The organism is Serratia sp. Ae19-1 (genome assembly GCF_059801225.1).
This window is the reverse complement of record NZ_JBCHWD010000004.1, coordinates 286,639-313,334: the sequence shown is the minus strand read 5'-3', so window position 1 is coordinate 313,334 and position 26,696 is coordinate 286,639. Positions and strand designations below refer to the sequence as shown.

Sequence of the window (26,696 nt, the reverse complement as noted above, 5' to 3'; positions counted from 1 at the left end):
TTATTCTCCTGCCTGTGGCGGCCGGCTGGCGGCGCGGCGGCTAAACACGCGGCGCACCAGCACATAAAACAGCGGGACGAAAAAGATGGCCAATAGGGTCGCGGTAATGGTGCCGCCGATAATGCCGGTACCGATGGCGATGCGGCTGTTGGCCCCGGCACCGCTGGATACCGCCAGCGGCAGCACCCCGGCGGTAAACGCCAGCGAGGTCATCAGGATCGGCCGCAGACGCATGCGCGCCGCGTGGATCGCCGCGCCAATCAGCGTTTCACCGCGCTGGTGCATCTCTTCGGCGAACTCGACGATCAAAATGGCGTTTTTCGCCGACAAACCGACGATGGTGAGCAGCGCCACCTGGAAGTAGATATCGTTTTCCAGCCCGCGCAGCGTGATCGCCAGCAGCGAACCGACGATGCCCATCGGCACCACCAACATCACCGCAAACGGAATCGACCAGCTCTCATACAGCGCCGCCAGGCACAGGAACACCACGATGAGCGAAATGGCGTACAGCGACGACGCCTGGCCGCTGGTCAGCCGCTCCTGATAGGAGAGCCCGCTCCAGGAATAGCTGCTGCCGGCGGAGAATTTCGCCGCCAGTTTTTCCATCTCGCTCATCGCCGTGCCGGAGCTGACGCCGGCGGCGCCCTGTCCGGTGATCTCGAACGACGACAGCCCGTTATAGCGCGACAGGTTTTCCGGGCCGTAGATCCAGTGTGAGGAAGCAAAAGCGGAGAACGGCGTCATGCTGCTGTCGCCCGCCGCGTTGGTGCCGCGCACAAACCATTTGTCGAGATCTTCCGGCTTGGCGCGATACGCTACGTCGCCCTGCATATAGACCTTTTTCACCCGGTTGCGATCGATAAAGTCGTTGACGTAGGTGCTGCCGAACGCGCTGCTAAGCGTGCTGTTGACGTCGCCGGCGCTCAGGCCGAGCGCCTGCAGTTTGCCGCTGTCGATCTCCACCTGCAGCTGCGGCGTGTCCGGCAAGGTGTTGGCGCGCACCGCCAACAGCGACGGATTGCCGGCGGCGGCGGCGACGATCTGATCGCGCATCGCCTGCAGCTCGGCGCGGGTGGTCGCCCCTTTGGCCTGCAGCTCGAAGGTAAAGCCGTCGGACTGGCCGAAGCCGTCGATCGCCGGCGGGCTCATGGAGAACACCTGGGCGTCGCGCAGCGAGGCGAAATGCGCCATGGCGCGTTTGGCGATGGCGTCGGCGGTGTTTTCGCTGCCGCCGCGTTGGCTCCAGTCTTTGAGGCTGACAAACGCCATGCCGGCGTTTTGCCCGCTGCCGCTGAAACCGAAGCCGTTGATGGTGAAAATGGTGCTGACGTTGGCCTTTTCCTGTTCGAGGAAATAGGCGGTGACCGCCTCGCTCACCGCCGAGGTGCGGGCGTTGGTCGCGCCGGCCGGCAAGGTGTACTGCACCATGACCGAACCCTGATCCTCATTGGGCAGAAAGCCGGTCGGCAGGCGCAGGTACATCACGGCGGCGGCGATCAGCAGCAGGCCGTACAGCAGCAGGTAGCGCGTCGGCCGGTGGATCACCCTGCCGACCTTGTCGGCGTACTTCTCCTGCAGCCGGTTATAGCCGCGGTTGAATTTACCCAGCAGCCCTTTGTCGGTCTGTTCTTCATGCGACGCTTTCAGCAACGTGGCGCACAGCGCCGGCGCCAGCGTCAACGCCAGCACGACCGACAGCACCATCGAGGAGACGACGGTGATCGAGAACTGACGGTAGATCACCCCGGTTGAACCGCCGAAGAACGCCATCGGCAGGAACACCGCCGACAGCACCAGCGCGATGCCGACCAGCGCGCCGGTGATCTCGCGCATCGATTTCTCCGTCGCCTCGCGCGGCGGCAGCTTGTCTTCGCGCATCACGCGTTCGACGTTTTCCACCACCACGATGGCGTCGTCCACCAACAGCCCGATCGCCAACACCATGCCGAACAGCGTCAGGGTATTGATCGAGTAGCCGAACGCCGCCAGCACGCCGAAGGTGCCCAGCAACACCACCGGCACGGTGATGGTTGGGATCAGCGTGGTGCGCAGGTTTTGCAGGAACACGAACATCACCACCACCACCAGGACCACCGCCTCGAACAGCGTTTTCACCACCTCCTCGATCGAGATGTTGATGAAGTCGGTGCTGTCTTTCGGGTAGGCCACCTTATAACCATGCGGCATCGCGCTTTGGTATTCCGCCACTTTGGCCTTCACCAGTTTGGCGGTATTGAGCGCGTTGGCGCCCGCCGCCAGCTTGACCGCGATCCCCGCGGCCGGGTGACCGTTGAGGTGCGCGCTGGCTGAATAGTCTTCATTGCCGAGCTCAACCCGCGCCACGTCGCCCAAGCGCACCAGCGCGCCGCTGCTGTCGCTTTTCAGGATGATATTGCGGAACTGTTCCGGCGTTTGCAGCCGCGACTGCGCCTTCACCGTGGCGGTCAACTGCTGATCGGCGGCGGCCGGCAGATCGCCGATTTTACCGGCGGATACCTGGGTGTTTTGCGCCTCGATCGCCGTCTGCACGTCGGACGGCATCAGCGCATAGGCCGCCAGCCTGGTCGGATCCAGCCAGATGCGCATCGCATATTCCGAGCCGAACACCTGCACGTCCCCCACGCCCTCGATGCGCGACAGCGGATCCTGCAGGTTGCTGACCAGGTAGTCGGAAATGTCGGCCATCGTCGCCTTGTCGCTCTCGTCATACAGCCCGACGATCAGCAGGAAGCTGCTCTGGGATTTCTTGACCGTCACGCCCTGGGCGGTGACCGCGCTCGGCAGGCGGCTCTCCGCCTGCTGCACCTTGTTTTGCACCTGCACCTGCGCGATATCCGGATCGGTACCCTGATCAAAGGTGACGTTGATGCTGACCGAGCCGCTGGAGCTGCTGGTCGATGAAAAATACAGCAGACCGTCCAGGCCGGTGAGCTGCTGCTCTATCACCTGGGTGACACTGTTTTCCAGCGTTTCCGCGTCCGCCCCCGGATAGGTGGCGGAGATGGAGATCTGCGGCGGTGACACGTCCGGGTACTGCGAGATGGGCAACGAATTGATCGACATCAGGCCGCACAGCATGATGATGATGGCGATCACCCAGGCGAACACCGGGCGGCGGATAAAGAACTGCGCCATATTACTGCTCCCCGCTTTGGGCTTTGTCGACCGAGACGGCGACCGGTTTCACCGCCGCGCCGATCGTCACCTTGCTGGTGCCTTCGACGATCAGGCGATCGCCCTCGTTCAGCCCGCTGCCGATCAGCCAGTTGCTGCCCACCACCCGCTCGGCGACAACGGTGCGCTGCGCCACTTTGTTTTGCTCGTCCACCACCAACGCGGTGGCTTCGCCCTTGGCGTTACGGGTGATACCCTGCTGCGGCGCCAGAATGGCTTTGGGGTCGACGCCGTTGTCCACCGTGGCGTGCACATACATGCCCGGCAGCAGCTCATGCTCGGGGTTGGGGAACACGGCGCGCAGCGTGACCGAGCCGGTGGCCTCATCCACTGCCACCTCGGTCAGCTCCAGCTTGCCGGCATGGGCATAAGGCGAGCCGTCCTCCAGTTTGATGGCGACCGGCGTCACCGCCCCGCGTTGCAGAGCGGCCTGCTGGCGACGCAGTTTGAGCAACTGGGCGCTGGACTGGGTAAGATCGACATAGATCGGATCCAGCGCGCGGATGGTGGTCAACGCATCGCTTTGGCCGGCGGTCACCAACGCGCCCGGCGTCACCGACGAAATGCCGATGCGCCCGGCGATGGGCGCACGCACCTGGGTATAGCCGAGATTGATGCGCGCCGTTTCCAGCGCCGCCTGATACTGCGCCACCGACGCCACGGCCTGCAGATACGCGGCTTTGGCGTCGTCCGCGTCCTGTTTGGAAACCCCGTTTTCTTTCACCAGCGCCGCATAGCGCTGCGATTTGAGCCGGGTGGATTGCACCGTCGCCTGGGCGTTTTTCAGCTGGGCGGCGGCCTGATCGTAGCTGGCCTGATAGCTGGCGGGGTCAATTTGATACAACACTTGCCCGGCCTTCACCTCCGCCCCCTCGGTGAACAACCGCTGTTTGATGATGCCGTCAACCTGCGGCCGCACGTCGGAGGTCATGGTGGCGTTGACTCGGCCGGTCAGCTCGCTGCTCAGGGTCACTGGCTGGCCGCGCAGCGTGACGACGCCGACCTCCTGCTCACCGCCCGCTCCCGCCGGCGCGCCGGCGTTTTGTCCGTCGCAGGCGGCCAGCAGCAGCGACAGCCCGAGCACCAAAAGCATTTTCCTCTGCATGGCAATACGATCCTATTGAGAATGATTATTCTCAATATATCGAATGCCGGAATTCGCTTCTGAAAGGGTTGCGTAAGGATAGCGTAAAATCTTTTCGGGCTGAAAAACGCGCAGCGTGGTTGATTTACCCTAATCTGCGCGCCAGCGTCAGCGCCAAAACCGTGGCGATGCTGATACCTGCCGCCCCCAGGAAAACGGCGGATGAGCTGCCGGGAATGAACGCCATAAAGGATGACAAGAACTGGCCGGAGAATATCGCCATCGATAAATAGGCCAGATTTCGCCCCCGGGTGCGGGGGTAACTTCGTTCTACGGTCATATGATTAACCAACGGCACCGAGAAGCCGAACCCGCATCCCATCAGAATACCGCCGGCAACAAATGCCGCAGTCCCGTGCGCAGAGGCGAAGATCAGATGCGCTGCGGCATAGCAGACAAACGCCGCGCCAAGCGCGCCATTTTCTCTGATTAAAGCCACCAGCCTGGGCATCAGCGCGGCGGCGAAAACGGCGATAAGCGAGATAAACGACAGGAAGTATCCCGTTTGCGCCGCCCCGATATTCATGTGGTGGAAATGCTGCGGGATGACAATGATCCCGGTGAAGAAGCAGATCATGGAAAGCACTGCGGAAAAATAGACCGTTGTTAAGCTGCCGGCGCCGGTGGAACTGGCATCACCGCGCTGAACGCTGTCTGATTCGCCCACATCAGGCTGGGGTTTGGGCACATACAGCCACTGCATCGCCAGCAACACCCAGGCGACAAGATACAACAGGAAGGGCCAGCGCCAGCCGAGCGTCGCCAAGAGCCCGCCGATAAACAGAAAGATGACGCCGCCCAGCTCGATCGACATGCCTTGCGAAGCGATCATTTTCAAACGCGCCTGCCCGCTGTAAAAAGCAGAAATCAGACCGGTGCCGGCTGACATCACGATCGCCGTTGCGCCGCCAAGCAGCAGGCGGTCGAGCATCACCGGCCAAAAGCCGCGAAGCAACAGCCCCCCCGCCCCAAGCAGGCCATACAACAACAGTCCCCAGCTGAGCGCCGCGTAAGCGCCCGCCTTGTCAATAAAACGCCCGGCGAAGGGGCCAAATATCACCACGCCCAATGACGGCACGGTGACCAACCAACTGGCCGCTGAAGGCGTGCCCAACTGATTCGCGATTTCCGTCAAACCAGGAACGATCACGCAACCGACCATGATCGTCAGACAGGCCACGGCCAAGAGCGTAAACGCCGCCATTTTTCTTAATTCACGCATAAAGCGCCTCACTGTAATATCCATTAAATGGATGATTTATCCAATATGCGGACGATATTCTTGAGGCTTCCGTTCAACATGTCAACGCGCAAACTGTAAACCGAATGTCAATCCCGCCCTGGCAACGCTCGGTGAACCCCCTGCGATTGCGGATAGATCGCTGCAATGATTGGCAGGCGCTTTTTGGCAATCCATGCGCTTTGCCATTCAATGAGCGTTGACATCGCCCACATCCGGCAACACAATAATGACCATTATTCGGATATTAAGTCCATTATTCGGATATTCAAAAATCGATATCAACCGCACTCCATCCCGCCGTTTCTAAGTCGGCGACAATCTAAGTGAGACGCTCATGAGTAAAGAAATTTCACGTCGTAATATCATCAAGCGCATTCCGCTGTTGGCTGGCGGCGCCTTGCTTTCTCAATCCCTGTTGTCTTCCGCTATCGCGGCACCATCATCCGCCCTACCGGCGGCGGCGCGGAAAGGCACGTTTACTGATGCGGGCGCTTCGCTCGATAAATCATTGATTTCCTATTATCAGGTGCCGATGCAGAAACGTCTGAAAATCAATGAGAAAGGCATTCAGGGCAAGCCCTACGCCGAGTTCTTCGACAGCAATCTGGATGCGCCCGTAGAGATGATCCGCGCGCTGGAACAGGGGCCGTTGGCAAAAGAACACATTCTTCAACCCACGAAAGCGGGCCTGAAAACCCTATTGGAACGTTTTGACGAGTTTCCGGTATCGGGTTACGCCGTCGTTGAGGAGGGTGGCCCCTGCGCCTATGCGCAAAGCCGCCATATTTTTCCGGGCGTGACCACGGAGATGTTCAAGTGGTGGTTCTGCTGGCACCCGATCGAGAGCGAACGCTACTATCTGTGGTTCCCTCATGCTCATATCCACAACTCGGTTGTCGATCCCAAGCGTCTGGCGGATACCCGTCTGTCCTACGCTGAGCGGCTGTACGGCAACCCGAACCACATTACCGAGTACATTGGCGATAACTATCTGGACGGCGTTATCCATTTCAATGCGCCGGAAAGCTTCGGCGTCGAGAGCGAGTTACTCAAAAAGCATCGCTTTACCTTTAACGCCAGCGGCATCATCACGCCTTATGATGCGCAATCAACGCCGCTGGTGCTGATGATTCATCTGGGACGCGACACGCCGCAAGGGATGGAAATGGTCAACCGTTACTGGATCGGCACGCATGAATCCTGGGATAGATTCGACAAGTTCCCTGACGGCGGAAAACGCTCGCGTGAATACATCGCAAAAGCGGGGATGACGAAAGCGTCGCTGGAAGGCTTTGCCTATGAAATGGCCGTCCACGATATGACGGAGTTCTCTTCGCTCGGCCGTTTTCTGCCTGAGATTTATGCCCGGTTCGGCAACAGCTGACCGCCGCCTTCCCTCGCCAACGCAGCGCCGGGAGCGAGGCATGCTGGCCCCGGCGTTCAGCACCTGCCAGGCCAAACGCCCCGGCTTGTTATGCCAGCATCGCTTCGATTTCCGCTTTGCACTGCATCAGCGAACCGAGCAGATGGTCAAACTTTTCCTCGAAACGCATGGCTGGAACCGCAATGGATATGGCGTAAAGCTCGTTGACGCCGATATTGAGGTAAACGCCGACGCCGCAGACGCCGCGAGCGTGCTCTTCGCGATCGATGGCGTAACGACGGATCCTGGTCTCCCGAATGTCCTCCAGTATGGATGAGACGGTTCTGAGGGTGTTATCCGTTCTGACATCCGGCTGGCCGCCGAGCAGATCCGCAATTTTTGCGTCAGGCAGCTCGGCCAGAATGGCTTTGCCATGCGCCGTGCAGTGGCACGGAAAGGCGGTGCCAACGGCTGATACGACGCGAAGTTCCTGATCGGAAACAAACTGGCCCACCGATACCGCGTGGCTGCCGCGGTAGACACACAAATCGACGGTTTCACGGGTGCGACGGCCCAGCGTTTCCATCGCCGGTCTTGCCAGGGTGATCACATCCGTATGCGCGGAGGCCGCCAGACGGGCGAGCGCCGGCCCTAATTGAACGCCGCCGCTGCCGGTGATGAGCAGCTGTTGCGATTCAAGCGAGGTGACCAAACGGTGTACGGTGGTGCGCGGCAACCCCGTTTCCCGGGATAATTGAGAGATGGTCATGCCCTTCGGTTGAATTTCCAGCGCCCGTAACAGGGTGGCGGCCCGGGCAATTACCTGTGAGCCGCTGTTATCCGCGTCATTACTCATCGCAATGTTCCGAATTGAATGGAGTCAGGCCGAGAGAATACCACAGGATGTCCGCATGTTGGATAGGTTGAACGGGACGCCGGGGCACTCCCTCCCGGCGACCGTGTCAATCAACGCCCTATCACGCGTCGTGTTTCGGCAACTGGCTGGTCACACAGTGAATGCCGCCCCCGCCGGCGGCGATGGCGTCGATCTCCAGCTGCACCACTTTGCGCTGCGGATAGAGCGCCGTCAGCAGCTCAAACGCCGCTTTATCCGCCTGCGGATCGCCAAACTCAGGGGCGATCACCGCGCCGTTGATGACGAAGTAATTGATGTAGCCCGCCGCAAAATCGGGATTGTTGCGGCTGAAACGACTGTCGCGCGGCGCCAGCGGCGGCGAAAGCGTATGCACCTGCAGCTTGCGGCCGTCGGCGTCGGTCGCCTGCTTGAGGATCGCCAGATGCGCCTGGGTGACCGCATGATCATAAGAATCCGGATCGGTATCCAGGTTGGCCACCACCACGCCCGGCCGCACGAAGCGAGCGTAAAAATCGACGTGGGCGTCGGTAATGTCCCGGCCTTTGATCCCCGGCAACCAGATAATTTTACGCAGGCCGAGCATCGCCTTCAGCTCCTGCTCTACCCGATCGCGGTTCCAGCCTGGATTACGGTTTGCATTCACCCAACTGCTCTCGGTCATGATGCCGGTGCCGCGCCCATCCACCTCAATACCGCCGCCTTCGCCCACCAGCGCGCTGCGGCGCGGTTGAGCGACGCCGTATTTTTTGGCGGCGAACGCCGCCAGACGCGCATCCTTGGCATGCCGCTGTTTATTGCCCCAACCGTTGAAGTTGAAATCCACCGCGCCCAGCGCACCGGCGTCGTTAACGACGAAATTGGCGCCAATGTCACGCATCCAGATGTCATCCAGCTCGGTGACGACATAGCTGACGTTCTGGCTGCCGCAGGTGGCCTCCGCCAGCTGCCGTTCGTGCGCGCGGCAAAATACCGTCAGCGGCTGAAACTCGGCAATGGCACGGGCGATGCGCCCCTGCGCCGCCTGTACATCCGCCGTGAATCCGCCCCAGATGGCCTTCTGGGCGCCGAAGGCGAGAAACGCCCGCAGCTGAGGTTCCCCTTCGTCGGGCATCCGCCAGGCCGGATTAAGCGCAGCTTGTGCGTGACCGCGTAATGGAAAGCCCAACGATGCCGTCAAGCCGACGCCGGCCACTGCCGAAAGCTGCTTGATGAAGGTGCGACGCGATGACATAAACAACCTCTTTTAATTAATTTAAATTCAAACAGTTAACCGGTAATCTCACTCTCCGGCAATTGAATCTCATGCTAGTCTTCCCAGGCTGCCGCAACAAACGATATATTTAGTGGATATCTGATTAGACAGGCTTATCGATAATGTTAAAACACTGGCCCCCTCTGAACGCCCTGCGCGGTTTTGAAGCGGCGGCGCGTCTGGGCAGTTTTCATCAGGCCGCCGAAGAGCTGCACCTTACCCAGTCGGCGATCAGCCAGCAAATCCGCAGCCTTGAGGCATTTTTGGAACAGCCGCTGTTCTTTCGCACCGGCCGCAGCGTAACGCTGACCGACGCCGGCCAGGATCTGTTCAGCACCGCGCAGGTGATGCTGCAACAGCTGGCCGTCGGTATTCGCCGTCTGGATCAGTACCGCAAACCCAATCAGCTGATCGTCAACACTACCCCGGCCTTTGCCCGTCACTGGCTGACGCCGCGGCTGGGCGAGTTCAATCAGCGGCATCCGCAGGTCGATCTGTGGCTGTTCACCAGCTTCGAACCGCCGGATATGGCGACGGACAGCGTCGATCTGGCGATCCGCGACGATCTCAGCGCGCAGGCGGACTGCACCTTTAAGGTTCTCTGCACCGACCGGCTTTATCCCGCCTGCCACCCCAGCCTATTGACGCTGACGGCGGAGCAGCGCGTCACCCTGCACGGCGAACGCGAGATGGACTGGAGCCACTGGACGGTGGCGGGCGGCGCGCACGTCGGTCAGCGCGATAGCGGGCTGAACTTCTCCGATCCCGGCCTGCTGCTGGACGCCGCTTGCCAGGGATTGGGCATCGCATTGGTCAGCCAGCTGCTGGCGCAGCACGCGCGCGACGCCGGGCTGCTGCAACCGTTAACCCAACAGCGGGTGCGCGGCGCCAACTGGGCGTGGCTGCTGCACCGCGACAGCGAACACAACCCGCTCGCCCGCCAGTTCTGCCAGTGGCTGTTGTCGGCCCTGCCTGCCGGCGCATAACGCGCCACGTCACGATTCGCTATTCCGGTCAGGCGCCGCCGCCTGACCGCTGCTACCTTCAATAAAGCGCCGCAACAGTCTAAAGAATACGCGCTAACCTGCTGTTTCAGAAATAATTAGCTGAATTCACCTGATAACTGAACATCGCTAAAAGGATTGCCTATGTCTGCCGGTTTATTGAAAACGATAGCTCTGAGCGTGACCCTTGTTTGCTCTCTTCCCGCCGCCTTTGCCGCCGATCTGACCGCCGGCGCGGTCGCCGCTCCGGATCAGTATGGCGCAAAAGTCGCCGCGCAAATTCTGCAGGCCGGCGGCAACGCGGTCGATGCGGCGGTCGCCACCGCCTTTACCCTCGCGGTGACCTACCCTGAAGCCGGCAATATCGGCGGCGGCGGCTTTATGACGCTGTACGTCGACGGCAAGCCCTATTTTCTCGACTACCGCGAAGTGGCGCCCAAGGCCGCCAGCAAGACCATGTATCTGAAAGAGAAAGGAGAAGTGATCGAAAATCTCAGCCTGGTGGGCAGCCGCGCCGCCGGCGTGCCGGGCACCGTGCTGGGGTTGTGGGAAGCCCATAAACGCTTCGGCAAACTGCCCTGGGCCGAGCTGCTGACGCCGGCGATCGGTTACGCCAGGCAAGGTTTTCAGGTGGCGGATCAGCAGTATCAGTACCGTGAAGACGCCAACAAGCTGTTCGCCGGTAAAACCAACTTCGGCGACTATTTCGGCGCCATGAAACCCGGCACGGTGTTCAAACAGCCGGAGCTGGCTGCCACTCTCGAGCGCATCGCCAAATCGGGCGCCGACGATTTTTATCGCGGCGAAACTGCCCGCCTGCTGGTGGCGCAAATGCAGCGCGACAACGGGCTGATCGGCGCGGCGGATCTGGCCGATTATCGAGTGAAATGGCGTGAACCGATGCGCATCAGCTGGCGCGGCAACACCGTGTATACCGCCCCGCTGCCCAGCTCCGGCGGCATTGCGCTGGCGCAACTGCTGGGGATAAAAGAAGATCGCGCCGCTGACTTCAAGGGCGTGCCGCTGAACTCGGCGCGCTATATCCACCTGCTGGCGGAGATCGAAAAACGCGTGTTCGCCGATCGCGCCGACTACCTCGGCGATCCGGATTTCACTAAAGTGCCGGAAGCGCAGCTGATCGCCCCCGACTACCTGCAAAAACGCGCCGCCGAGATCAACCCGACGGCGATCTCGCCGACCGAGCAGGTGCGGCCGGGGCTGGAAACCCACCAAACCACCCATTTCTCGATCGTCGATGCCGCCGGCAACGCCGTCAGCAACACCTATACGCTCAACTCCCACCAAACCACCCATTTCTCGATCGTCGATGCCGCCGGCAACGCCGTCAGCAACACCTATACGCTCAACTGGGACTTCGGCAGCGGCGTGGTGGTCAAAGGCGCCGGCTTCCTGCTCAACGACGAGATGGATGACTTCAGCGCCAAACCGGGCGTCGCCAATGCCTTTGGCGTGGTGGGCAGCGACGCCAACGCCATCGAGCCGGGCAAACGCATGCTCTCCTCGATGAGCCCGACCATCATCACGCGCGACGGCGACGTCAGCCTGGTGATCGGCACCCCGGGCGGTTCGCGCATCTTCACTTCGATCTTCCAGGTGATCAATAATCTCTACGATTACCACCTGCCGCTGGCGCAGGCGGTCGCCGCCCAGCGCGTGCACCATCAGTTGCTGCCGAAGGACACCCTGTACTACGACAGCTTCGCGCCGCTGACCGGCAAACCGGCGGACGAACTGAAAGCCATGGGCTACACCCTGGAAGATCAGGGCTGGAACATGGGCGATATTCAGGTCATCCGCATCGATGGCCGCACGCCGGAAACCGCCTCAGATCCGCGCGGCCGCAGCGTGGGCCTGGTGGTGAAAAAGTAACGCGTCCGGCGGCCCGCCTCAGGCACAACGGGCCGCCACTCCCCCGCACAGACTGCCGCTGCGCCCTTTTTCACTCATCTATACTGAAGCGACAGGCCCGCGTTTAAACACGCAGGCGCCTGCGTTCCGTCTTGGACGATAAGAATAATACTTATAGTAAATCAATCACCTGCATTTATCGTAAGCGGTATCGGAGGCAATCGACAATGGCGAAAAGACGAGCAGTACCCGGTGTTCATCCCTACGATGGGCCCGCCGGCGGTTGGGGCGCGCTGAAAGCGACGGCCATCGCCGTGCGCACGCAGATGGATACCTTCGAGGCGCCGGTGACGCTGATGCGCACCAATCAACCCGACGGATTTGATTGCCCGGGATGCGCATGGCCGGATAAAGAACATCGCTCCACCTTCCAGTTTTGCGAAAACGGCGCCAAAGCCGTGACCTGGGAAGCGACCAGCAAACGGGTGACGCCCGAGTTTCTGGCGCAAAATACCGTGACGTCACTGCTGCAGAAAACCGATTACCAGTTGGAAGACTATGGCCGGCTGACCACGCCCCTGTTTTATGACGCCGGGACGGATACCCTGCGTCCGCTGGCCTGGGACGAGGCGTTCCAACGCATCGCCGCCGTCTTGCAGACGCTGCCGCCGCAACAGGTGGAATTTTATACCTCCGGCCGGGCGTCCAATGAGGCGGCCTACCTGTTCCAGCTGTTTGCGCGCGAATTTGGCAGCAATAACTTTCCCGACTGCTCCAACATGTGCCATGAACCGACCAGCGTTGGCCTGCCGCAGTCGATCGGCATCGGCAAAGGCACCGTCTCGCTGGACGACTTTGACAGCGCGGAGCTGGTTATCTCCATCGGCCACAATCCGGGCACCAATCACCCGCGCATGATGGGCACGCTGCATGAGCTGGCGCGTAAAAAGGTGCCGATCATCGTGTTTAATCCGCTGCGTGAGCGGGCGCTCGAGCGCTTCACCGATCCGCAAAACGTTATCGAAATGGCGACCTACAGTTCGACGCCTATCGCGTCAACCTACTATCAGGTTAAAGCCGGCGGCGACGCCGCGGCGCTCAAAGGCATCGCCAAAGCGCTACTGCAGCTGGATGAAACACAAGGCAATGCCGTGGATCACGCTTTCATCGCCCAGCACACGGAAGGGTTTGCGGCTTTCGCCGCCGATCTGGCGGCCACCCGCTGGGAAGCCATCGAGGCGGAGAGCGGCCTGGCGCGCCAGGATCTGGAACAGGTGGCCGCCGCCTACGCAAAATCCAACGCCACCATTGTCACCTACGGCATGGGCATTACGCAGCACAATAAAGGGACGGCCAACGTGCGCCTGATCGCCGACCTGCTGCTGCTGCGCGGCAACATCGGCAAACCGGGCGCCGGTATTTGCCCGCTGCGCGGCCACTCTAACGTGCAGGGCAACCGCACCGTCGGCATCACCGAAAAACCCTCAGCCGAATTTTTGGCGAAGCTGGAAACGGTGTTTGGCTTCACGCCGCCCAAAGCCCACGGTCACGACGCCGTGAAGTGCATGCAGGCGATGATCGACGGCGCTTCGAAGGCGTTAATCTGTCTGGGCGGCAACTTCGCCGTGGCGCTGCCGGACCCCGAACAGAGCTTCCCGGCGATGAAGGCGCTGGAGTTAAGCGTGCATATCGGCACCAAACTCAATCGCAGCCATCTGTTGGTGGCGAAAGAAACCCTCATTCTGCCCTGCCTGGGCCGTACCGAGCTGGACCTGCAGGCCGGCGGACGGCAATCGGTGACGGTGGAGGATTCGATGTCGATGGTGCACGCGTCGTCCGGCAAATTAAAACCGGCGTCGGAATGGCTGCGTTCGGAACCCGCCATCGTGGCCGGCATGGCCAAAGCGGTGATGCCCGCCAGCAAGGTGCCCTGGGATGAGCTGATCGAAGATTACGACGTGATACGCGATCTGATCGAAAAAACCATACCGGGCTTCGACGATTACAACGCGCGCATTCGCCAACCGGGCGGTTTCCGCATGCCGTTGCCACCGACCGAGCGCCAGTGGCCGACGGCGACGGGCAAAGCGATGTTTTCGGTGTTCAGCGGGCTGCACGAAGACCAGATTGCGGCGGAACAAGATACGCTGCGGCTGATCACCCTGCGCAGCCACGATCAGTACAACACCACCATCTATGCCCTGGACGATCGCTACCGCGGGGTTTTCGGCCGGCGCGACGTGCTGTTCATGAATGACAGCGATCTGCAACGTTTGGGGTTGGAACATGGCGACGTGGTCGACCTGGAAACGGCGTTGCCCGGCTGCACTCAACGCCTGGAAGGCATCACGGTGATCGCCTACAACATCTCGGCCGGATCGGTCGGCGCCTATTATCCGGAGGCCAACGTGCTGGTGCCGTTGCATTACATCGATGAGGAAAGCGGCACGCCTTCGTACAAATCGGTGCCAATCCGGGTGAAATTGAGATCCAAAGAGGTGCGCGCGGTCGATATCGCCTGACGGAAGCGGTTTGAGCCTTTCTCCACATGGAGAAAGGCTTCTCCCCTTTATACCTGCGCCACCAACACATTGACGTTGGCGGGGAAAACCAGCCCTTCGAGCGCATTGCCGCTGTCGGAAGTGACCAGGTAATCGATCTCTGGCCATTTGGCCACCAGCGTCATCGCATGGCCGCGCAGCTTGTTTTCATCCGCCAGCACGATGCATTTGCGGCTCTGCGCAATCATTTTGCGCGCGATGGCCGCCTCATTGACGTTTTGATCCATCACCCCGGTCTGCACATTAACCGCACCGGCGCCGATAATGGCGTAATCGGCGAAAAACGCTTCGATATTATTCAATGCGATCGCCCCGAGGCACTCCATTTTGGAGCCGATGAACTGCCCGCCGATCAGCACCACGTCGATGGAGTCATTTTCCAGACAGACGTTAGCGATCAGCGGCGAGTTGGTGATGACCGTCAACTGATCCACCGTCGCCAACTGCCGAGCGAACTCCAGCGTGGTGGAGCCGAAATCCACGAACACCGTATCGCCCGGTTGGATCAGCGTCACCGCTTTCTCCGCGATGGCGCGCTTCTCAGCCTCGGCGATTTTGGCCCGTTCATTGAATTCATGCTCGAACTTGAACTGGCTGCTGACTGCGCCGCCGTGGATCTTCTTGATCAGCCGATAGTCTTCCAGCTTGTTCAGATCGCGCCGAATGGTTTCCTGCGAAACCTGGAATTTATCCGCCAGCTCATTCACGTAAACCCGGCCATTGGCCTGGATCAGCGCCAGTATTTCATTGCGCCTTTCCACGGAATTAGAGATATCCATTCACATTACACTCGCTGCCTTAAGTAAGAGTGACCGCTTCCGCCGAGACTCGCGGCGTTAACTGACGGAATACTACGGGTTTCATGGCGTTAGACGCAAGCCGTTACCGCCGTTCATCCGGCGGGTTCGATGCTGATGTGCAGCACGTCACGCTCGCCGTCGGCCGGCAAGGCGATATTGCGCAGCAAGATCCGCCGTTCAGGCAGGCAGCGATGCGTTTTGCGATACAGCACGTTCTCCCCCAGCCGCACTACGATCGAACCGGACACCGGCTGTTCCACGCGCATATTGATCGTGACCGTGGCGGGTTTGCCGATCAGCGCCACGTTGGCAGGCGCGGTCAGGCGAATGCGCTCGTCATACCGCACCGGGAGGATTTGCCTCGCCGGCGGCAGCGTACGCTGCAGCGAACGGGCAACGGCTTCGCCGACGCGCAGCCCTTCCTGATAACACTGGTCGCCCATGTCTGCCGGATGCAGCATGTTACCGACGGCGAAATAGGCGGCGTCGGAACAGCGGCCGAACTGATCGGTCAGCGGGCAGCCGTTGTCCGGCCGCTGCGCCAGGTGGCTCTGGCGGATCAGCGTATACTCCCCGGTGAAGCGGCCGGTGAAGATCAGGCTGTCGCAGGCGATGCGCCGTTTCTCTCCCTGGCGGTTCTCCACCTCGATGGATTCGACCCGATCGCGGCCGGCAATGTCGGTCACCCGCGAATAATAATGAATCGGCACCCCCATCAGGCGCGCATAGAGCGCGCTAAGACGCCAGGCGACGGGCCTGCCGCCGCTTTCAATCATGGCGACGGCGCGCACGCCGGCATTGCGCAGCGTCCACAGCGCGGAGAAACTGACCAGCTCGGTGCCGACCACCACCGGCGCCTTGCCCGGCTGCAGCCCGCGCAAATAGACGAACTGCTGCAGCGCGCCGGCGGTCAGCACGCCCTGCGGCCGCAGGCCGCTCACCAGGCGAGCATGACGCGGCGTCTCGCGCACGCCGGTCGCCAGGATCACCCGCTGCGCTTTCAAGGTGCTGACGCCACGACGATCCGTGATGGTCAGCTCACCGTCCGGTTTGATGGCGAGCACCGTCACGCCGGTGCGGATCTCTACTCGTCCGGCGCGCGCCAGTATCTTATCGACATAGGTGGACCCTAGCATCGGCCGGTAAAAAGTCTGCAGCCCGAAGGTGGGATGCCGGCAGTGCCTGGGCACGCCGCCCGCCTGCTGTTCCCGTTCCAGGATCACCACATCCTCGATGCCCGCCTGCCGCAGCGCGGTCGCCGCCGCGATCCCCGCCGGCCCGGCGCCGACAATCGCCACCTGATACTCAGTTTTCATCAATGCTCCCTACGGCCAGCGTTTGGCCAAAACGATCGCCCACCATTTCCGCCACCCGGCTGCTGCAATAGAAACCGTTGCAGCGCCCCATCATCACGCGCGTGCGGCGCCGCAGCCCGCCGATGCATTCCGGCGGCACGGCGGAATCGAACGCCGCCTCTATCTCCCGCTGGGTCACCAGCTCGCAATGGCAAACGATGCCGCCGTTGTCCGGGCGCGCATAATCGCGCAGCGCATAGTCGGCAAGCATCGGCATCTGCGGCCAATGCACGGTCTCTGACGCGGTTGGCGTGAAGCACGGCGTAAAATGGTCGCGATAAAGCTGCTCCACGTATTGCGCGATGCCGAGCGCCGCCGTCAGGCCGGTAGAGCGAATGCCCGCCACGCAGATCCACTGCCGGTCGGGGTAGTGCTGGATGCGGTAGTGTTTCTGTTCGGTCGCCGGCCGCAATCCGGCATAGCTGGCGGTCACGCTGTAATTCGCCAGCGTGGGCAACAGCCGCGTTCCCTGTTCGATCAGTTCGCGCATTTTGGTTTCGTCCACCGTCGCCGTCTCGCGATCCTGCTGCTCTTCGGCGGTCGGCCCCAGCAGCAAATTGCCGAAGATGGTTTTCGACAGCAGCACCCCTTTGGTGATCGCCGTCGGCACCGGCAAGATAATGGCGTTGACCTGCCCGGCGGCGGCCTTGTCGAACACCAGGAACTGGCCTTTGCGCGGGCGAATTTCAAACTCGGGCTGATGGCAGAAACGTTCCACCCGGTCACCCTGATTACCGGCGCAGTTGATGACGATTTTGCCGTGAAATACGCCCCGGTTGCTGGTTAACCGCCAGCCGGTCGACAAGCGCTCGGCGCCGGTCACCTCGGTATTGAAGCGATAGTCGCCGCCGTGCTTGACGCCTTGCGTCAGATACGCAAGCGGCGTGCTCCAGGGATCGATCACGCTTTCTCCCGGCACCTCTACCGCCGCCAACGCGCCGGGCGCCAACTGCGGCTCACGGCGATACAGCTCGGCGGCGTCGATCTGCGCCACATCCAGCACGCCGTTGTCGTGCGCCTGCTGCACGATCGCGGGCAGCGCCGCCAACTGCTGCTCGTCCCACGCCACCACCAACGCGCCGGTGGGCAACAGCGGCAAATTCATCCGTTCACGGATGGCGATAAACTCCCGGTAACCGGCCTGCATGCAGCGCAGTTCCAGGCTGCCGCTGGGCGCATCGAAGCCGGTATGCAGCAGCGCGCTGTTGGCTTTGCTGGCGCCGGACAGGATATCGCCCCCCTTTTCCAACAGCAGCGTACGGGCGCCCATCAGGCAGAATTTGCGGAATACCGCACACCCGACCACACCGCCGCCAATCACGACAATGTCCCAACCCGTTTGTTCTTCCATCATGCTGATGTCCCGTTTTAATGTGATAACCACAATAAAACCACACAATAACCCCATTTGAAATGACAAAAACAACACAAACCCCAAAAAAAAGCGGCAGGACGCGGTGATAAGCAAAAAGTATGAGGTCGATCACGCGGGGTTATTTTATCTTGTGATTTATGTTGCTTTAATGTGTGAAATTGAAGATAGATTATTAAAACGGTCACACAACCAACATCAGGCGCAATAAAAAAACAAAACCTATAAGAGAGCGAAGCAATGATGAATCAACGTTATGCCGCGATTGATCAGGGAACCACCGGCACCCGGGTCGTGGTGTTCGGCGAAGACGGCAGGCACCATTCGCCGGCCAGCATGCCGCACAAGCAGATCACCCCCAATCCGGGCTGGGTGGAACATGACGCCCTGGAGATATTGGCGAATATCCGTCGCTGTCTCAGCCAGTGCGACATGGTGGACGCCATCGGTTTAGGGCATCAGGGCGAAAGCCTGCTGGCCTGGGACGCCGACAGCGGTCTGCCGCTGTACAACGCCATCGTTTGGCAGGATCAGCGCACCGAGCCGGAGATTCAGCGGCTGAAACGCGAAGGCGTTGAGCCGCTGGTGATGGCGAAAACCGGCCTGCCGCTCGACACCTACTTCTCCGCCAGCAAAATGGGCTGGCTGATGAACAACGCACCGGGGGCCAGGCAGCTGGCGCAACGCGGCCGCCTGCGGCTCGGCACCATGGACGCGTTCTTCCTGTTCCACCTGTGTGGCCGGCATCTTACCGACTATAACTCGGCGTCGCGCACCTCGTTGTTCAACATTCATACCCTGCAGTGGGATGAAGAGCTGTGCCGGTTGTTCGGCGTGCCGATCGACAGCCTGCCCGAGGTCAGAGACAACATCGGCCACTTCGGCGACGTCGTGCTCAACGGCAAGCCGGTGCCGCTGACGGCCTGCATCGTCGACCAGTTTGCCGGCACTTACGGCCACGGCTGCCATCGACCGGGACAGATGAAGATCACCTTCGGCACCGGCGCCTTTTTACAGGCGATCACCGGGCCGCGTCCGGTCGACGCCGGCGAATCCGGTCTGCTGCCCACGCTATGCTGGAAGCTGCCCGGCGCCGAGCCGGTATACGGTCTGGATGGCGGCGTCTATAACGCCGCCTCCGCCATCAACTGGGCAAGAAAAATAGGCCTGTTCAACGGCTTCGATGAATTCGGCGATTTCCCGGCCCAGCCGGCCATCGCGCGCGGCCTGGCTTTTGTGCCCGCGCTTTCCGGATTGGCCTGCCCTTACTGGGACCGCTCCGCCGCCGGCGTGTGGGCCGGGCTGTCGCTGGAAACCGAACGCAAGGATCTGCTGCAGTCGATCCTCGAAGGTATCGCCATGCGTTCCGCCGAGGTGATCAATGCCATGGATAAAGTAAAGCCGATCGGCGACAGCATTTCGGTGGACGGCGGTCTGTCCGCCAACCGTTACTTCACGCAGTTTCTCGCCAACCTGATCCAAAAACGCATCGTCTCTCCCGCCAATAAGGAGATCACCGCCCTGGGCGTGGCGCTGTTGGCGCGTAAAGGATTGGGGATGGAACATCCGCTCAAGGTGCTCAACCGTTATGAAGTGACGGAACCCGCCGAGGTCGATATGACGGTCTGGTTTACCCGCTATCAGGAAATCATCGCGCGCTCGCGCGGCTTACGTTCACCGCAGGAGGAACACCATGGCTGAGTTCGGTAATTTCATCATCTATATCATCATGGCCGGCACCCTGATCGGTGCGTTGGCGTCTATCGTTAAACCGGAAGGTGAACTGGGGCGTGAGTTCGTCAACGGCATTCATGCCATCGGCCCGGTGTTTCTCGCTCAGGCGGGCATCATGGCCGCGATCCCGATCATCTCTTACCTGATCATGTACAGCATCGGCCCCTTCTTCTCGGCGCTCGGCTCAGACGCCTCGATCGCGGCGCTGGCGGTGATCGCCGTGGACATGGGCGGTTACCAGTTGGCCGACGCCATCGCCGCCAACCGCGATATGTGGATCGTCGCCATGCTGGTGGGTTACACCTCCGGCGCCAGCATCGTATACCTGATCCCGGTCGGGCTTATCATGCTGAACCGCGATGACCATAAGTATCTGGCGTTAGGGGCCATGGCGGGTTTGATCAGCATTCCGTTCGCCGTGCTGATCGCCCTGGTGACCATCACCTTCAACAACCTGCCGGTCAGGGAGATTATCTCTACCACTTCGCCCGCCGCGCACTATCTGCAGCTGGACCTGCTGCAGGCGCTGCGGCTGCTGTCGCCGCTGTTCGCCCTGTGCTTCCTGCTGGCGTTGGGGCTGAAACTGCGGCCGGCGGCGATGGTGAAAGGGTTCCTGATCTTCGGCAAGGCGGCGGATGCCTTTATCAAGCTGGTGCTGGCGTTATGCATCATCGAACATTTCACCGGCGTATTTAAAAAGGTGTTCGGCGGTTGGGTATTCGATCCGTTATTCGCCGACAAAGACGAATTATTCCGCGCTATCGAAATTGCCGGCTATATCGGCATTATGTTGGCGGGCACATTCCCCATTTGTTATTTGTTCCAGCGCTATTGCCGCAAACCGATGCATTTCATCGGCAAAAAACTCGGTCTGTCGGATACCGGCGCACTGGGCTTTATCATGGTGTTGGCCAATATCATCGCCGTATATCACCTGTTCAAAGGCATGCGGGCGCGCGATAAGGTGCTTTGCGTGGCCTTTGGCATCTGCGCGCAGGCCACGCTGGGCGATCACCTGGCGTTTACCGCCAACTTCCAACCTTCGCTGGTGCTGCCAATCATGATGGGCAAGTTCCTCGGCGGCATGATCGCCGTGCTGATCGCCATCAAAATCTCGGTGCCGGAAGCTGAATTGCTGGAAAAACAACAGACGCAAAGGCCATCGACGGCGATTGCCGCCGCCGCTCGCTGAATTTATCCCTGAACCATAAGAAATAAACGGGGCGCCGCCTCACGGGGAAGCTGCGCCCTTTTTTCACCCCAAACATCATTTATTGAGAGAGCCAACGGTAATGAGAAAGATATTTTTAGCCTGCCCTTACAGCCACGCCGATGCCAACGTCGTGCAACAACGCTTTATCGCCTGCAACGACGTCGCCGCCGCCATCGTGCGCGCCGGCAGCGCCGTTTTTAGCCAGGTTAGCATGTCGCACCCGATCAACGGGTGTTTGCAAGATCTCGATAAAACCGCCATCGGTAATCTGTGGGCGCCGATCGACGCGCTGTTCATGGCGGCGATGGATGAGCTGATCGTGCTCGATCTACCGGGTTGGCAGGAGAGCGGCGGCATCAAACGCGAGATGGACTACTTCGCCGCGCGCGGCTGCCGCGTCAGCCTGTGGTCCGACGTCGCGGCCGAGTTCAGCTGAGGCGTGCGCCCCGCCGCCGAACGCGACGGGGCGGCAGCTTATTTGCCGTTGGCCAACTCGCCGTACACCACCTGGCCGCGAAAACCGCGCCGCACCTGCTGGAACAGCTCGCGGAACGCCGGGTAATCCTGCGCCTGGCACAGCGCTTCCTTGCCGCGAATGGCGTTTACCTGCAGGCGGTGATTGACGATCACCTGCTGCCCGTCGCGGCGCCACTCGACGCGATAGTCGCCCGCCGCATTGCGGAACTGCCTGTCTTGCGGAATGGCGATGATCGGCACGTTGGCCGGCAGCTGCAGGCGGTAGGTTTCGTCGTAGCGCTGCGCGCTGCAGTAGAACGGGGTTTCGTTGCCCGGCGCCGCCGTGGTGGTATACAGCGTGCGGAACGATTTGCCGCCGGGCGGATTGGGCAAGGTCATGCCGCCCACCACGCCGAAATCGACGTAGTCGTCCGCCTTGAAGCGGAAGCGGTAACCGAACTGTTTCTTGAGATCCAGCGGATCGCTGTTCATCGCCACCTCGCCGCTGCCGTCGATGCCGGATGCGGACATGATTGACGCTTCGGCCTGCGCCCGGTTCTGCCGGTTGATCTGCGAGAAGTAGCCCCGCAGGTCAATCTCTTCCACTTCGCTTAGCCGACGCTCGGTCTCCCCCTGCAGGTTGCCGGCCTTGTCGAACACGAAATCGACGCTCAACGCGCTCTTGACCGGTTGCTCGTCGCTGCCCGGCGTGCGCGCCAGTTTGGCGTCGCGCGTCAGCAGCACCGGTGCGCCCAGGTCGCCTTCCGGCAGCTGGCCGAACCGCGCCCAAGGGTTGGTGGAGTCCAGGTACAGTTTGAACTCGGGCACGTAGGTGATGGCGTGATTAAAGCGGCTGAGCAGCGGCACTTTAGGCAGTATCGGGCCTTCGTCCATGCCGATCAGCACCGGCGAGCTTTCGATGCCCTTGGCGGCGAGCAACGCTTCCAGGATCACCACGTGATCCTTACAGTCGCCGTAGTGGTTATCGAGAATGCTCTGCGCCGAATTCGGCTCCAGCCCACCGTTGCCCAGATACACCGCCACATAGCGAATGTTTTGCGCCACCCAGCGATAGAGCGCCTCCGCCTGCTCGCGCCGATCGCTGATGCCGGCGGTGATGTTGTCCGCCAGCGCCTGAATGCCCGGCGTCACCTTCGCCGCAGCGCCGGCCTTCAGCTGGTAGGCCTTGGCCAGCTGCGGCCAATCGCGGTAGGTGCTGGCCATGATGGTCGGGCTGAAGGTCCAGCTGTCCGCCGCCCAGTTTTGCGCCTTCATCGGCGCGCTGCGCGAATAATGCCAGCGCCAGTGCGCCTGTCCGCCGCGGATCTGCGGCTGGTCGCCGCCGGTCACGCCGCGGGTGAAAATATGCATCGGCAGCTTGGCCGGCGCCTGCAGGGTCACTTCGGCGTCGTCGAACTGATCGAAGACGCTGAACGTTTCCCACAGGCCGAAATAGTCGGGGAAATACGGCGTGTTTTGCGTGCGGCGCAGCTCATACACCACGCGCGAGCCCGGCGCCAGGTTGGAAAACACGATGACGCGCACCTTGCGATCGGCGTACAGCGGCGCCGTGGCGCTGGAGTAGCTCTCCTGGGTATAGATGCGATCGGGCGCCACATCGTGACGTTGGCCGTCGGCGGTCAGCGTATAGGCGGCGACCACCTCGAGCGTTTCCATTTTTTCGCTGTAGCTCAGGCGAATCTGGCTGAATTTCTCGATCGCCGCCTTGGTCTTCAGCAGCACCTCGTAGCTTTCCGTTTTCACGTTGGTGGCGTTGGCGTTGACGCGGTAATCCGCGCGATAGCGCACGAAGCTGAAATCATTGTTGGCCGTGTCGTTCTGGCCTTGCTCTGCCGCCGCAGGCGCGGCAACCGCCAACACGGTGGCCGGGTGCGTCGCCGTCAAACCGGCGAGTAACAGTATGGAAGGAATAGCGATTTTCATCTTCGGTCCTTGAAGGGCAATAAACGGCGACGTCGGGCTACCCGCTCGTCCCGGCGTCAAAACAGGCGGGCACACTAATATAATTGAGAATCATTTTCAATAAACGGACCTTCAACGCCCGGGTTAGCCCTGTTCGATCAGCATCACGGCGGTGGTCTCCGGCTCCAGCGCTTCGAATACATGTTCGCGATCGGCCGAGTAGCTGATGTAATCGCCGGCGCTCAGCTCCAGCGGCTGATCCGCCGGCCCCAGGCGCGCGCGCCCGCTGCTGATGATCACATGCTCAACGGTGCCGGGGGGATGCGGCCGGGAGAGTTTCACTTCGCCGGGCTGTACCCGCAGCCGATAAATATCGCGTTGCGCCCCCGGTGGGCAGGTCGCCAACAGCGTGGCGGCGTAGTTGCCCTGCTCCGACAGCGCCGGCGTTCCCTCATGGGCGCGGATCACCTGCACCTGCCTGCTCGGCTGCGAAATCAACCGGCTGACCGGCACGTCCAGCGCCATCGCCAGCGCCCACAGCGTTTCCAGGCTGGGGTTGCCGCTGCCGGCTTCGAGCTGCGACAGCGTGGACTTGGCGATGCCCGCGCGTTTCGCCAGTTCGGTCACCGACAGATTTAACCGCTCCCGCTCGCGGCGGATCGCCGCCGACAGCAGGCCGATAGGCGTAATGTTCTGCATCTGATTGTCACTCACCGTTCGTTATATAAAACGTTTGTTCAACTTGACGAACAAGCGCATCCATGTTCATCATAATGTTCGATTGTTCATTTTAATGATTAACCCGTTTCACCGCAAGCGCGGTCAGGCGACGAGGGAAACCCCATGAAAGCGAAAACGCGCGGCGCGGCACAAATGATCCTCGCCATGATGATTTCTGGCACCGTCGGTTGGCCGGTGCTGGTGTTAGGGCAGCCGCCCGCCACGGTGGTATTTTGGCGCTGCGCGTTTGGCGCGATGGCGATGCTGGCCACCTGCGCCGCGCTCGGCCAGTTAAAACAGGGTGCGATCAACCGGCGACAGCTGGCCTTCGCCATCCTGGGCGGCATCGCGCTGGTGCTCAATTGGACGCTGCTGTTTGCCGCCTATGCGCATGCTTCGATCGCGGTCGCCACCGTCACCTACCATGTGCAACCGTTCATGTTGGTGGCGCTGGGGGCGTTGCTGTTCGGCGAAAAGCTGACGATCAATCAGTTGGGCTGGCTTGTGCTGGCGTTTGCGGGGATGGTGCTGATGGTCACCGGCCGGCAAAGCGGCGGCGACAGCGGTGATTACCTGCTCGGCGTGGCGCTGGCGCTGGGCGCGGCCCTGATGTACGCCATTGCGGCGGCGATCGTCAAACAGCTGGCCGCGCTGCCGCCGCAACTGATCGTGTTGATTCAGTTGACCGTTGGCGCCTTGGCGATGGCGCCGTTCGCCGGTCTGGCCCACCTTCCCGCAGAACCGACCGATTGGCTGCTGCTGGCGACCATCGGACTGGTGCATACCGGGGTTATGTCCACGTTGCTCTACGGCGCTATCCAGAAAATCCCCACCTCTCTGGTCGGCACCCTGTCGTTTATCTACCCGGCGGTGGCGATCGTGGTGGACTGGGCGGTGTTCGGCCATCGCCTCAGCCTGCTGCAGCTGCTGGGTACGCTGGCCATTCTCGGCGCGGCGGCGGGCATGATGTTCAATAAACGTCCATTCACCCACAGACCTGGCCCCCTCATTAACGGCAGCCGAACCCGTCATCGTGACGCAGAAAATAAGTGAACATAAACGAATGCCAACGGCGATTTTTGTCTAACCTTATTATCGATGCCGCCATTCAGTATATTTAATCCATGCTAATTATTAATCTTGCCAATAATTAGATTATTTATCTTGCGTGTGGAGAAATATCAATATGAGCAATACCGGTGAAACATTAATTAATGCCATTGTCAGCAATCGTTTTCTGATGGCAATAAACAATTGCCCGGGCGTTCCCGCCCAAATGAGCCGGGCCGTTTATGGTAAAACGCAAGACGACAGCGGAGCCGGAACCACGATCGAAAATAACCGTGATATGCAAAAGAATATCAATATCGCGCTGGGCTTTGCTGGGGCGAACTCGGAAACCGCCGTTTGGCATTTTATGATTGGCCCTCCCGTACACCATTTTGTGGTGATCCCCTGGTACCAGCATACGGCGCCGCACGGACGGGTCTACACCGTATTTATGGCCTACGAGAACCGGTATTCGGTTGGCGACTATGTTCAGCATACGCCGCCGGCACCTTCTGCGGTGAAAGGCTACCGTACCCTGTGGAGCGTCACCGACCTGGGGCAGATGTTTACCGATTTGTTGACCAGCGGCACGGCGTGGCAAGCCTATTTCGGTGCGGTGGGTGCAGCGCAGGCCAATAAAATAACCTATTGGAAATATAAGGTAACGTCGTTAGATTCCGCCGTGGCCAACGTCAACAAATATCGCTAATCCCGCTCGCCGGGCAAGCTATGCACAATAAGGCATTCGCCTTGTGCCAGGCGCGGTGTTATTTATTTACACCGTGTAGGGTAGAAGGAGTGTTCTATGTGGCATCACCGCCTGCAACGGCGCATTCGTTTCAGCTATTGGAACGAACTGTGCGTCACAAAAAATAAGGGAAGGCTTGCGCCTTCCCTTTTGCCATTTAGCGCTCAGATCAGAAGCGGTCGGTTTTCACCACCTCGTCGAACGGCAGCTTGCCGATGCGCGGATAAGGTTGCCCCGCCGCCTTGCCGATGGCGACCATCAGTGCGATCTGATAATGCGCCGGTTTATTGATAATCTCACCCACGGCGTCGAAATCAAAACCGTCCATCGGGCAAGAGTCGTAGCCTTGAGCCTTGGCAGCCAGCATCAGCGTCTGGGCGAAAATGCCGCTGCTGCGCATGACTTCGTCGCGCTGCACCTGCGGCTTGCCGCGATAGTACTGATCGACGGCCGGGATCATAAACTGTTGTACCGGCTCCGCCGCTTCGGCCCAGACGTTTTTTACCTGTGATTCCCAGCTCGACAGATCGCCGCACAGCACGACCAGCATCGACGCATCGGTCACCTGCGCCTGCCCCCACGCCGCCTCGCGAATTTTCTCGCGCTGCGCGCGATCTTCGATCAGCAGCGGGCGCCAATGCTGCAGGTTGAAAGCACTGGGCGCCCCCTGCAGCGCGATGGTCAGCAACGCTTTTTTCTCTTCGAACGTCATCGCGTGCTGCGTATCGAACTGCTTGGTGGCGCGGCGCTGGCGGATCGCATCTAACGTATTCATTTTATTACTGCCTCTATCCATGTGAAAACGCCTATTGTCGCCAACCCGGCGCGGCTGTCC

General features: G+C 60.7%; 20 protein-coding genes. 9 read left to right on the top strand and 11 right to left on the bottom strand.

The features are described from left to right. The 3 genes from AAIE04_RS14160 to AAIE04_RS14150 all read right to left on the bottom strand — a co-directional run bounded on the left by AAIE04_RS14160 (position 1) and on the right by AAIE04_RS14150 (position 5,525). A complete protein-coding gene (locus AAIE04_RS14160) occupies positions 1-3,138 on the bottom strand; it encodes an efflux RND transporter permease subunit (protein WP_019455390.1) in 3,138 nt (1,045 codons plus the stop codon). Position 3,139: 1 nt separating this feature from the next. Continuing rightward, positions 3,140-4,282: an efflux RND transporter periplasmic adaptor subunit gene (locus tag AAIE04_RS14155; RefSeq protein WP_498056096.1), complete on the bottom strand. Its 1,143-nt coding sequence runs from the start codon at positions 4,280-4,282 to the stop codon at positions 3,140-3,142. A gap of 124 nt (positions 4,283-4,406) precedes the next feature. After that, entirely contained in the window at positions 4,407-5,525 is a 1,119-nt protein-coding gene (locus tag AAIE04_RS14150) for an MFS transporter (protein WP_498577265.1), read from the bottom strand. A 373-nt stretch (positions 5,526-5,898) separates the two neighbouring features. Between AAIE04_RS14150 and AAIE04_RS14145 the strand changes: the two genes are divergently transcribed. Next, positions 5,899-6,948 carry a DAPG hydrolase family protein gene (locus AAIE04_RS14145; protein ID WP_435980998.1) on the top strand — a complete coding sequence of 350 codons (1,050 nt, stop codon included), beginning with the start codon at positions 5,899-5,901 and terminating at the stop codon, positions 6,946-6,948. Positions 6,949-7,036: 88 nt separating this feature from the next. Here AAIE04_RS14145 and AAIE04_RS14140 read toward each other — a convergent pair whose 3' ends face one another. Together AAIE04_RS14140 and AAIE04_RS14135 are read right to left on the bottom strand one after the other, a co-directional pair. Next, the gene (locus AAIE04_RS14140) at positions 7,037-7,783 is read right to left on the bottom strand and encodes an IclR family transcriptional regulator (RefSeq protein ID WP_019455394.1); all 747 of its coding nucleotides are present in this window, start codon (positions 7,781-7,783) and stop codon (positions 7,037-7,039) included. 121 nt (positions 7,784-7,904) lie between these two features. Next, on the bottom strand, positions 7,905-9,035 hold the full coding sequence (locus AAIE04_RS14135; RefSeq protein WP_154746225.1) for an agmatine deiminase family protein: 1,131 nt from the start codon (positions 9,033-9,035) through the stop codon (positions 7,905-7,907). A 143-nt stretch (positions 9,036-9,178) separates the two neighbouring features. Between AAIE04_RS14135 and AAIE04_RS14130 the strand changes: the two genes are divergently transcribed. The 3 genes from AAIE04_RS14130 to AAIE04_RS14120 all read left to right on the top strand — a co-directional run bounded on the left by AAIE04_RS14130 (position 9,179) and on the right by AAIE04_RS14120 (position 14,451). Then, the gene (locus tag AAIE04_RS14130) at positions 9,179-10,042 is read left to right on the top strand and encodes a LysR substrate-binding domain-containing protein (protein ID WP_498577171.1); all 864 of its coding nucleotides are present in this window, start codon (positions 9,179-9,181) and stop codon (positions 10,040-10,042) included. A gap of 162 nt (positions 10,043-10,204) precedes the next feature. Beyond that, positions 10,205-11,950: a gamma-glutamyltransferase family protein gene (locus tag AAIE04_RS14125; protein WP_498577170.1), complete on the top strand. Its 1,746-nt coding sequence runs from the start codon at positions 10,205-10,207 to the stop codon at positions 11,948-11,950. A 206-nt stretch (positions 11,951-12,156) separates the two neighbouring features. Then, positions 12,157-14,451 carry an FdhF/YdeP family oxidoreductase gene (locus tag AAIE04_RS14120; protein ID WP_498577169.1) on the top strand — a complete coding sequence of 765 codons (2,295 nt, stop codon included), beginning with the start codon at positions 12,157-12,159 and terminating at the stop codon, positions 14,449-14,451. A 47-nt stretch (positions 14,452-14,498) separates the two neighbouring features. Here the strand turns inward: AAIE04_RS14120 and AAIE04_RS14115 are convergent, their stop codons facing one another. From AAIE04_RS14115 to AAIE04_RS14105, 3 genes are all read right to left on the bottom strand, one after another. Further along, complete coding sequence (locus AAIE04_RS14115; RefSeq protein WP_498056100.1) at positions 14,499-15,269, bottom strand: DeoR/GlpR family DNA-binding transcription regulator; 771 nt, start codon at positions 15,267-15,269, stop codon at positions 14,499-14,501. A gap of 113 nt (positions 15,270-15,382) precedes the next feature. After that, the gene (locus tag AAIE04_RS14110; protein WP_498577168.1) at positions 15,383-16,606 is read right to left on the bottom strand and encodes an FAD-dependent oxidoreductase; all 1,224 of its coding nucleotides are present in this window, start codon (positions 16,604-16,606) and stop codon (positions 15,383-15,385) included. After that, positions 16,596-17,999 (bottom strand): NAD(P)/FAD-dependent oxidoreductase, encoded by a 1,404-nt coding sequence (locus AAIE04_RS14105; protein ID WP_498577167.1) that lies wholly within the window; start codon positions 17,997-17,999, stop codon positions 16,596-16,598. The genes AAIE04_RS14110 and AAIE04_RS14105 overlap by 11 nt, the downstream gene beginning before the upstream one ends. Positions 18,000-18,257: 258 nt before the next feature. On the opposite strand from AAIE04_RS14105, the gene AAIE04_RS14100 reads away from it, so the two are divergent. The 3 genes from AAIE04_RS14100 to AAIE04_RS14090 all read left to right on the top strand — a co-directional run bounded on the left by AAIE04_RS14100 (position 18,258) and on the right by AAIE04_RS14090 (position 21,400). Then, a complete protein-coding gene (locus AAIE04_RS14100; protein WP_498577166.1) occupies positions 18,258-19,718 on the top strand; it encodes an FGGY-family carbohydrate kinase in 1,461 nt (486 codons plus the stop codon). After that, on the top strand, positions 19,711-20,943 hold the full coding sequence (gene eutH, locus AAIE04_RS14095; protein ID WP_498577165.1) for an ethanolamine utilization protein EutH: 1,233 nt from the start codon (positions 19,711-19,713) through the stop codon (positions 20,941-20,943). Before AAIE04_RS14100 ends, eutH begins: the two co-directional genes overlap by 8 nt. Before the next feature lie 100 nt (positions 20,944-21,043). After that, the gene (locus AAIE04_RS14090) at positions 21,044-21,400 is read left to right on the top strand and encodes a DUF1937 family protein (protein WP_498056105.1); all 357 of its coding nucleotides are present in this window, start codon (positions 21,044-21,046) and stop codon (positions 21,398-21,400) included. 38 nt (positions 21,401-21,438) lie between these two features. Here AAIE04_RS14090 and AAIE04_RS14085 read toward each other — a convergent pair whose 3' ends face one another. Continuing rightward, the gene (locus tag AAIE04_RS14085) at positions 21,439-23,364 is read right to left on the bottom strand and encodes a DUF3857 domain-containing protein (RefSeq protein ID WP_498577164.1); all 1,926 of its coding nucleotides are present in this window, start codon (positions 23,362-23,364) and stop codon (positions 21,439-21,441) included. Positions 23,365-23,487: 123 nt separating this feature from the next. Further along, a complete protein-coding gene (locus AAIE04_RS14080) occupies positions 23,488-24,042 on the bottom strand; it encodes a helix-turn-helix domain-containing protein (RefSeq protein ID WP_141972936.1) in 555 nt (184 codons plus the stop codon). A 144-nt stretch (positions 24,043-24,186) separates the two neighbouring features. On the opposite strand from AAIE04_RS14080, the gene AAIE04_RS14075 reads away from it, so the two are divergent. Both AAIE04_RS14075 and AAIE04_RS14070 read left to right on the top strand, forming a co-directional pair. Next, on the top strand, positions 24,187-25,116 hold the full coding sequence (locus AAIE04_RS14075) for a DMT family transporter (RefSeq protein ID WP_019455401.1): 930 nt from the start codon (positions 24,187-24,189) through the stop codon (positions 25,114-25,116). A 133-nt stretch (positions 25,117-25,249) separates the two neighbouring features. Continuing rightward, a complete protein-coding gene (locus AAIE04_RS14070; RefSeq protein ID WP_025159761.1) occupies positions 25,250-25,822 on the top strand; it encodes a hypothetical protein in 573 nt (190 codons plus the stop codon). A gap of 208 nt (positions 25,823-26,030) precedes the next feature. Here AAIE04_RS14070 and AAIE04_RS14065 read toward each other — a convergent pair whose 3' ends face one another. Further along, positions 26,031-26,636 carry a nitroreductase family protein gene (locus tag AAIE04_RS14065; protein WP_063919498.1) on the bottom strand — a complete coding sequence of 202 codons (606 nt, stop codon included), beginning with the start codon at positions 26,634-26,636 and terminating at the stop codon, positions 26,031-26,033. Between the last annotated feature and the right edge of the window lie 60 nt (positions 26,637-26,696).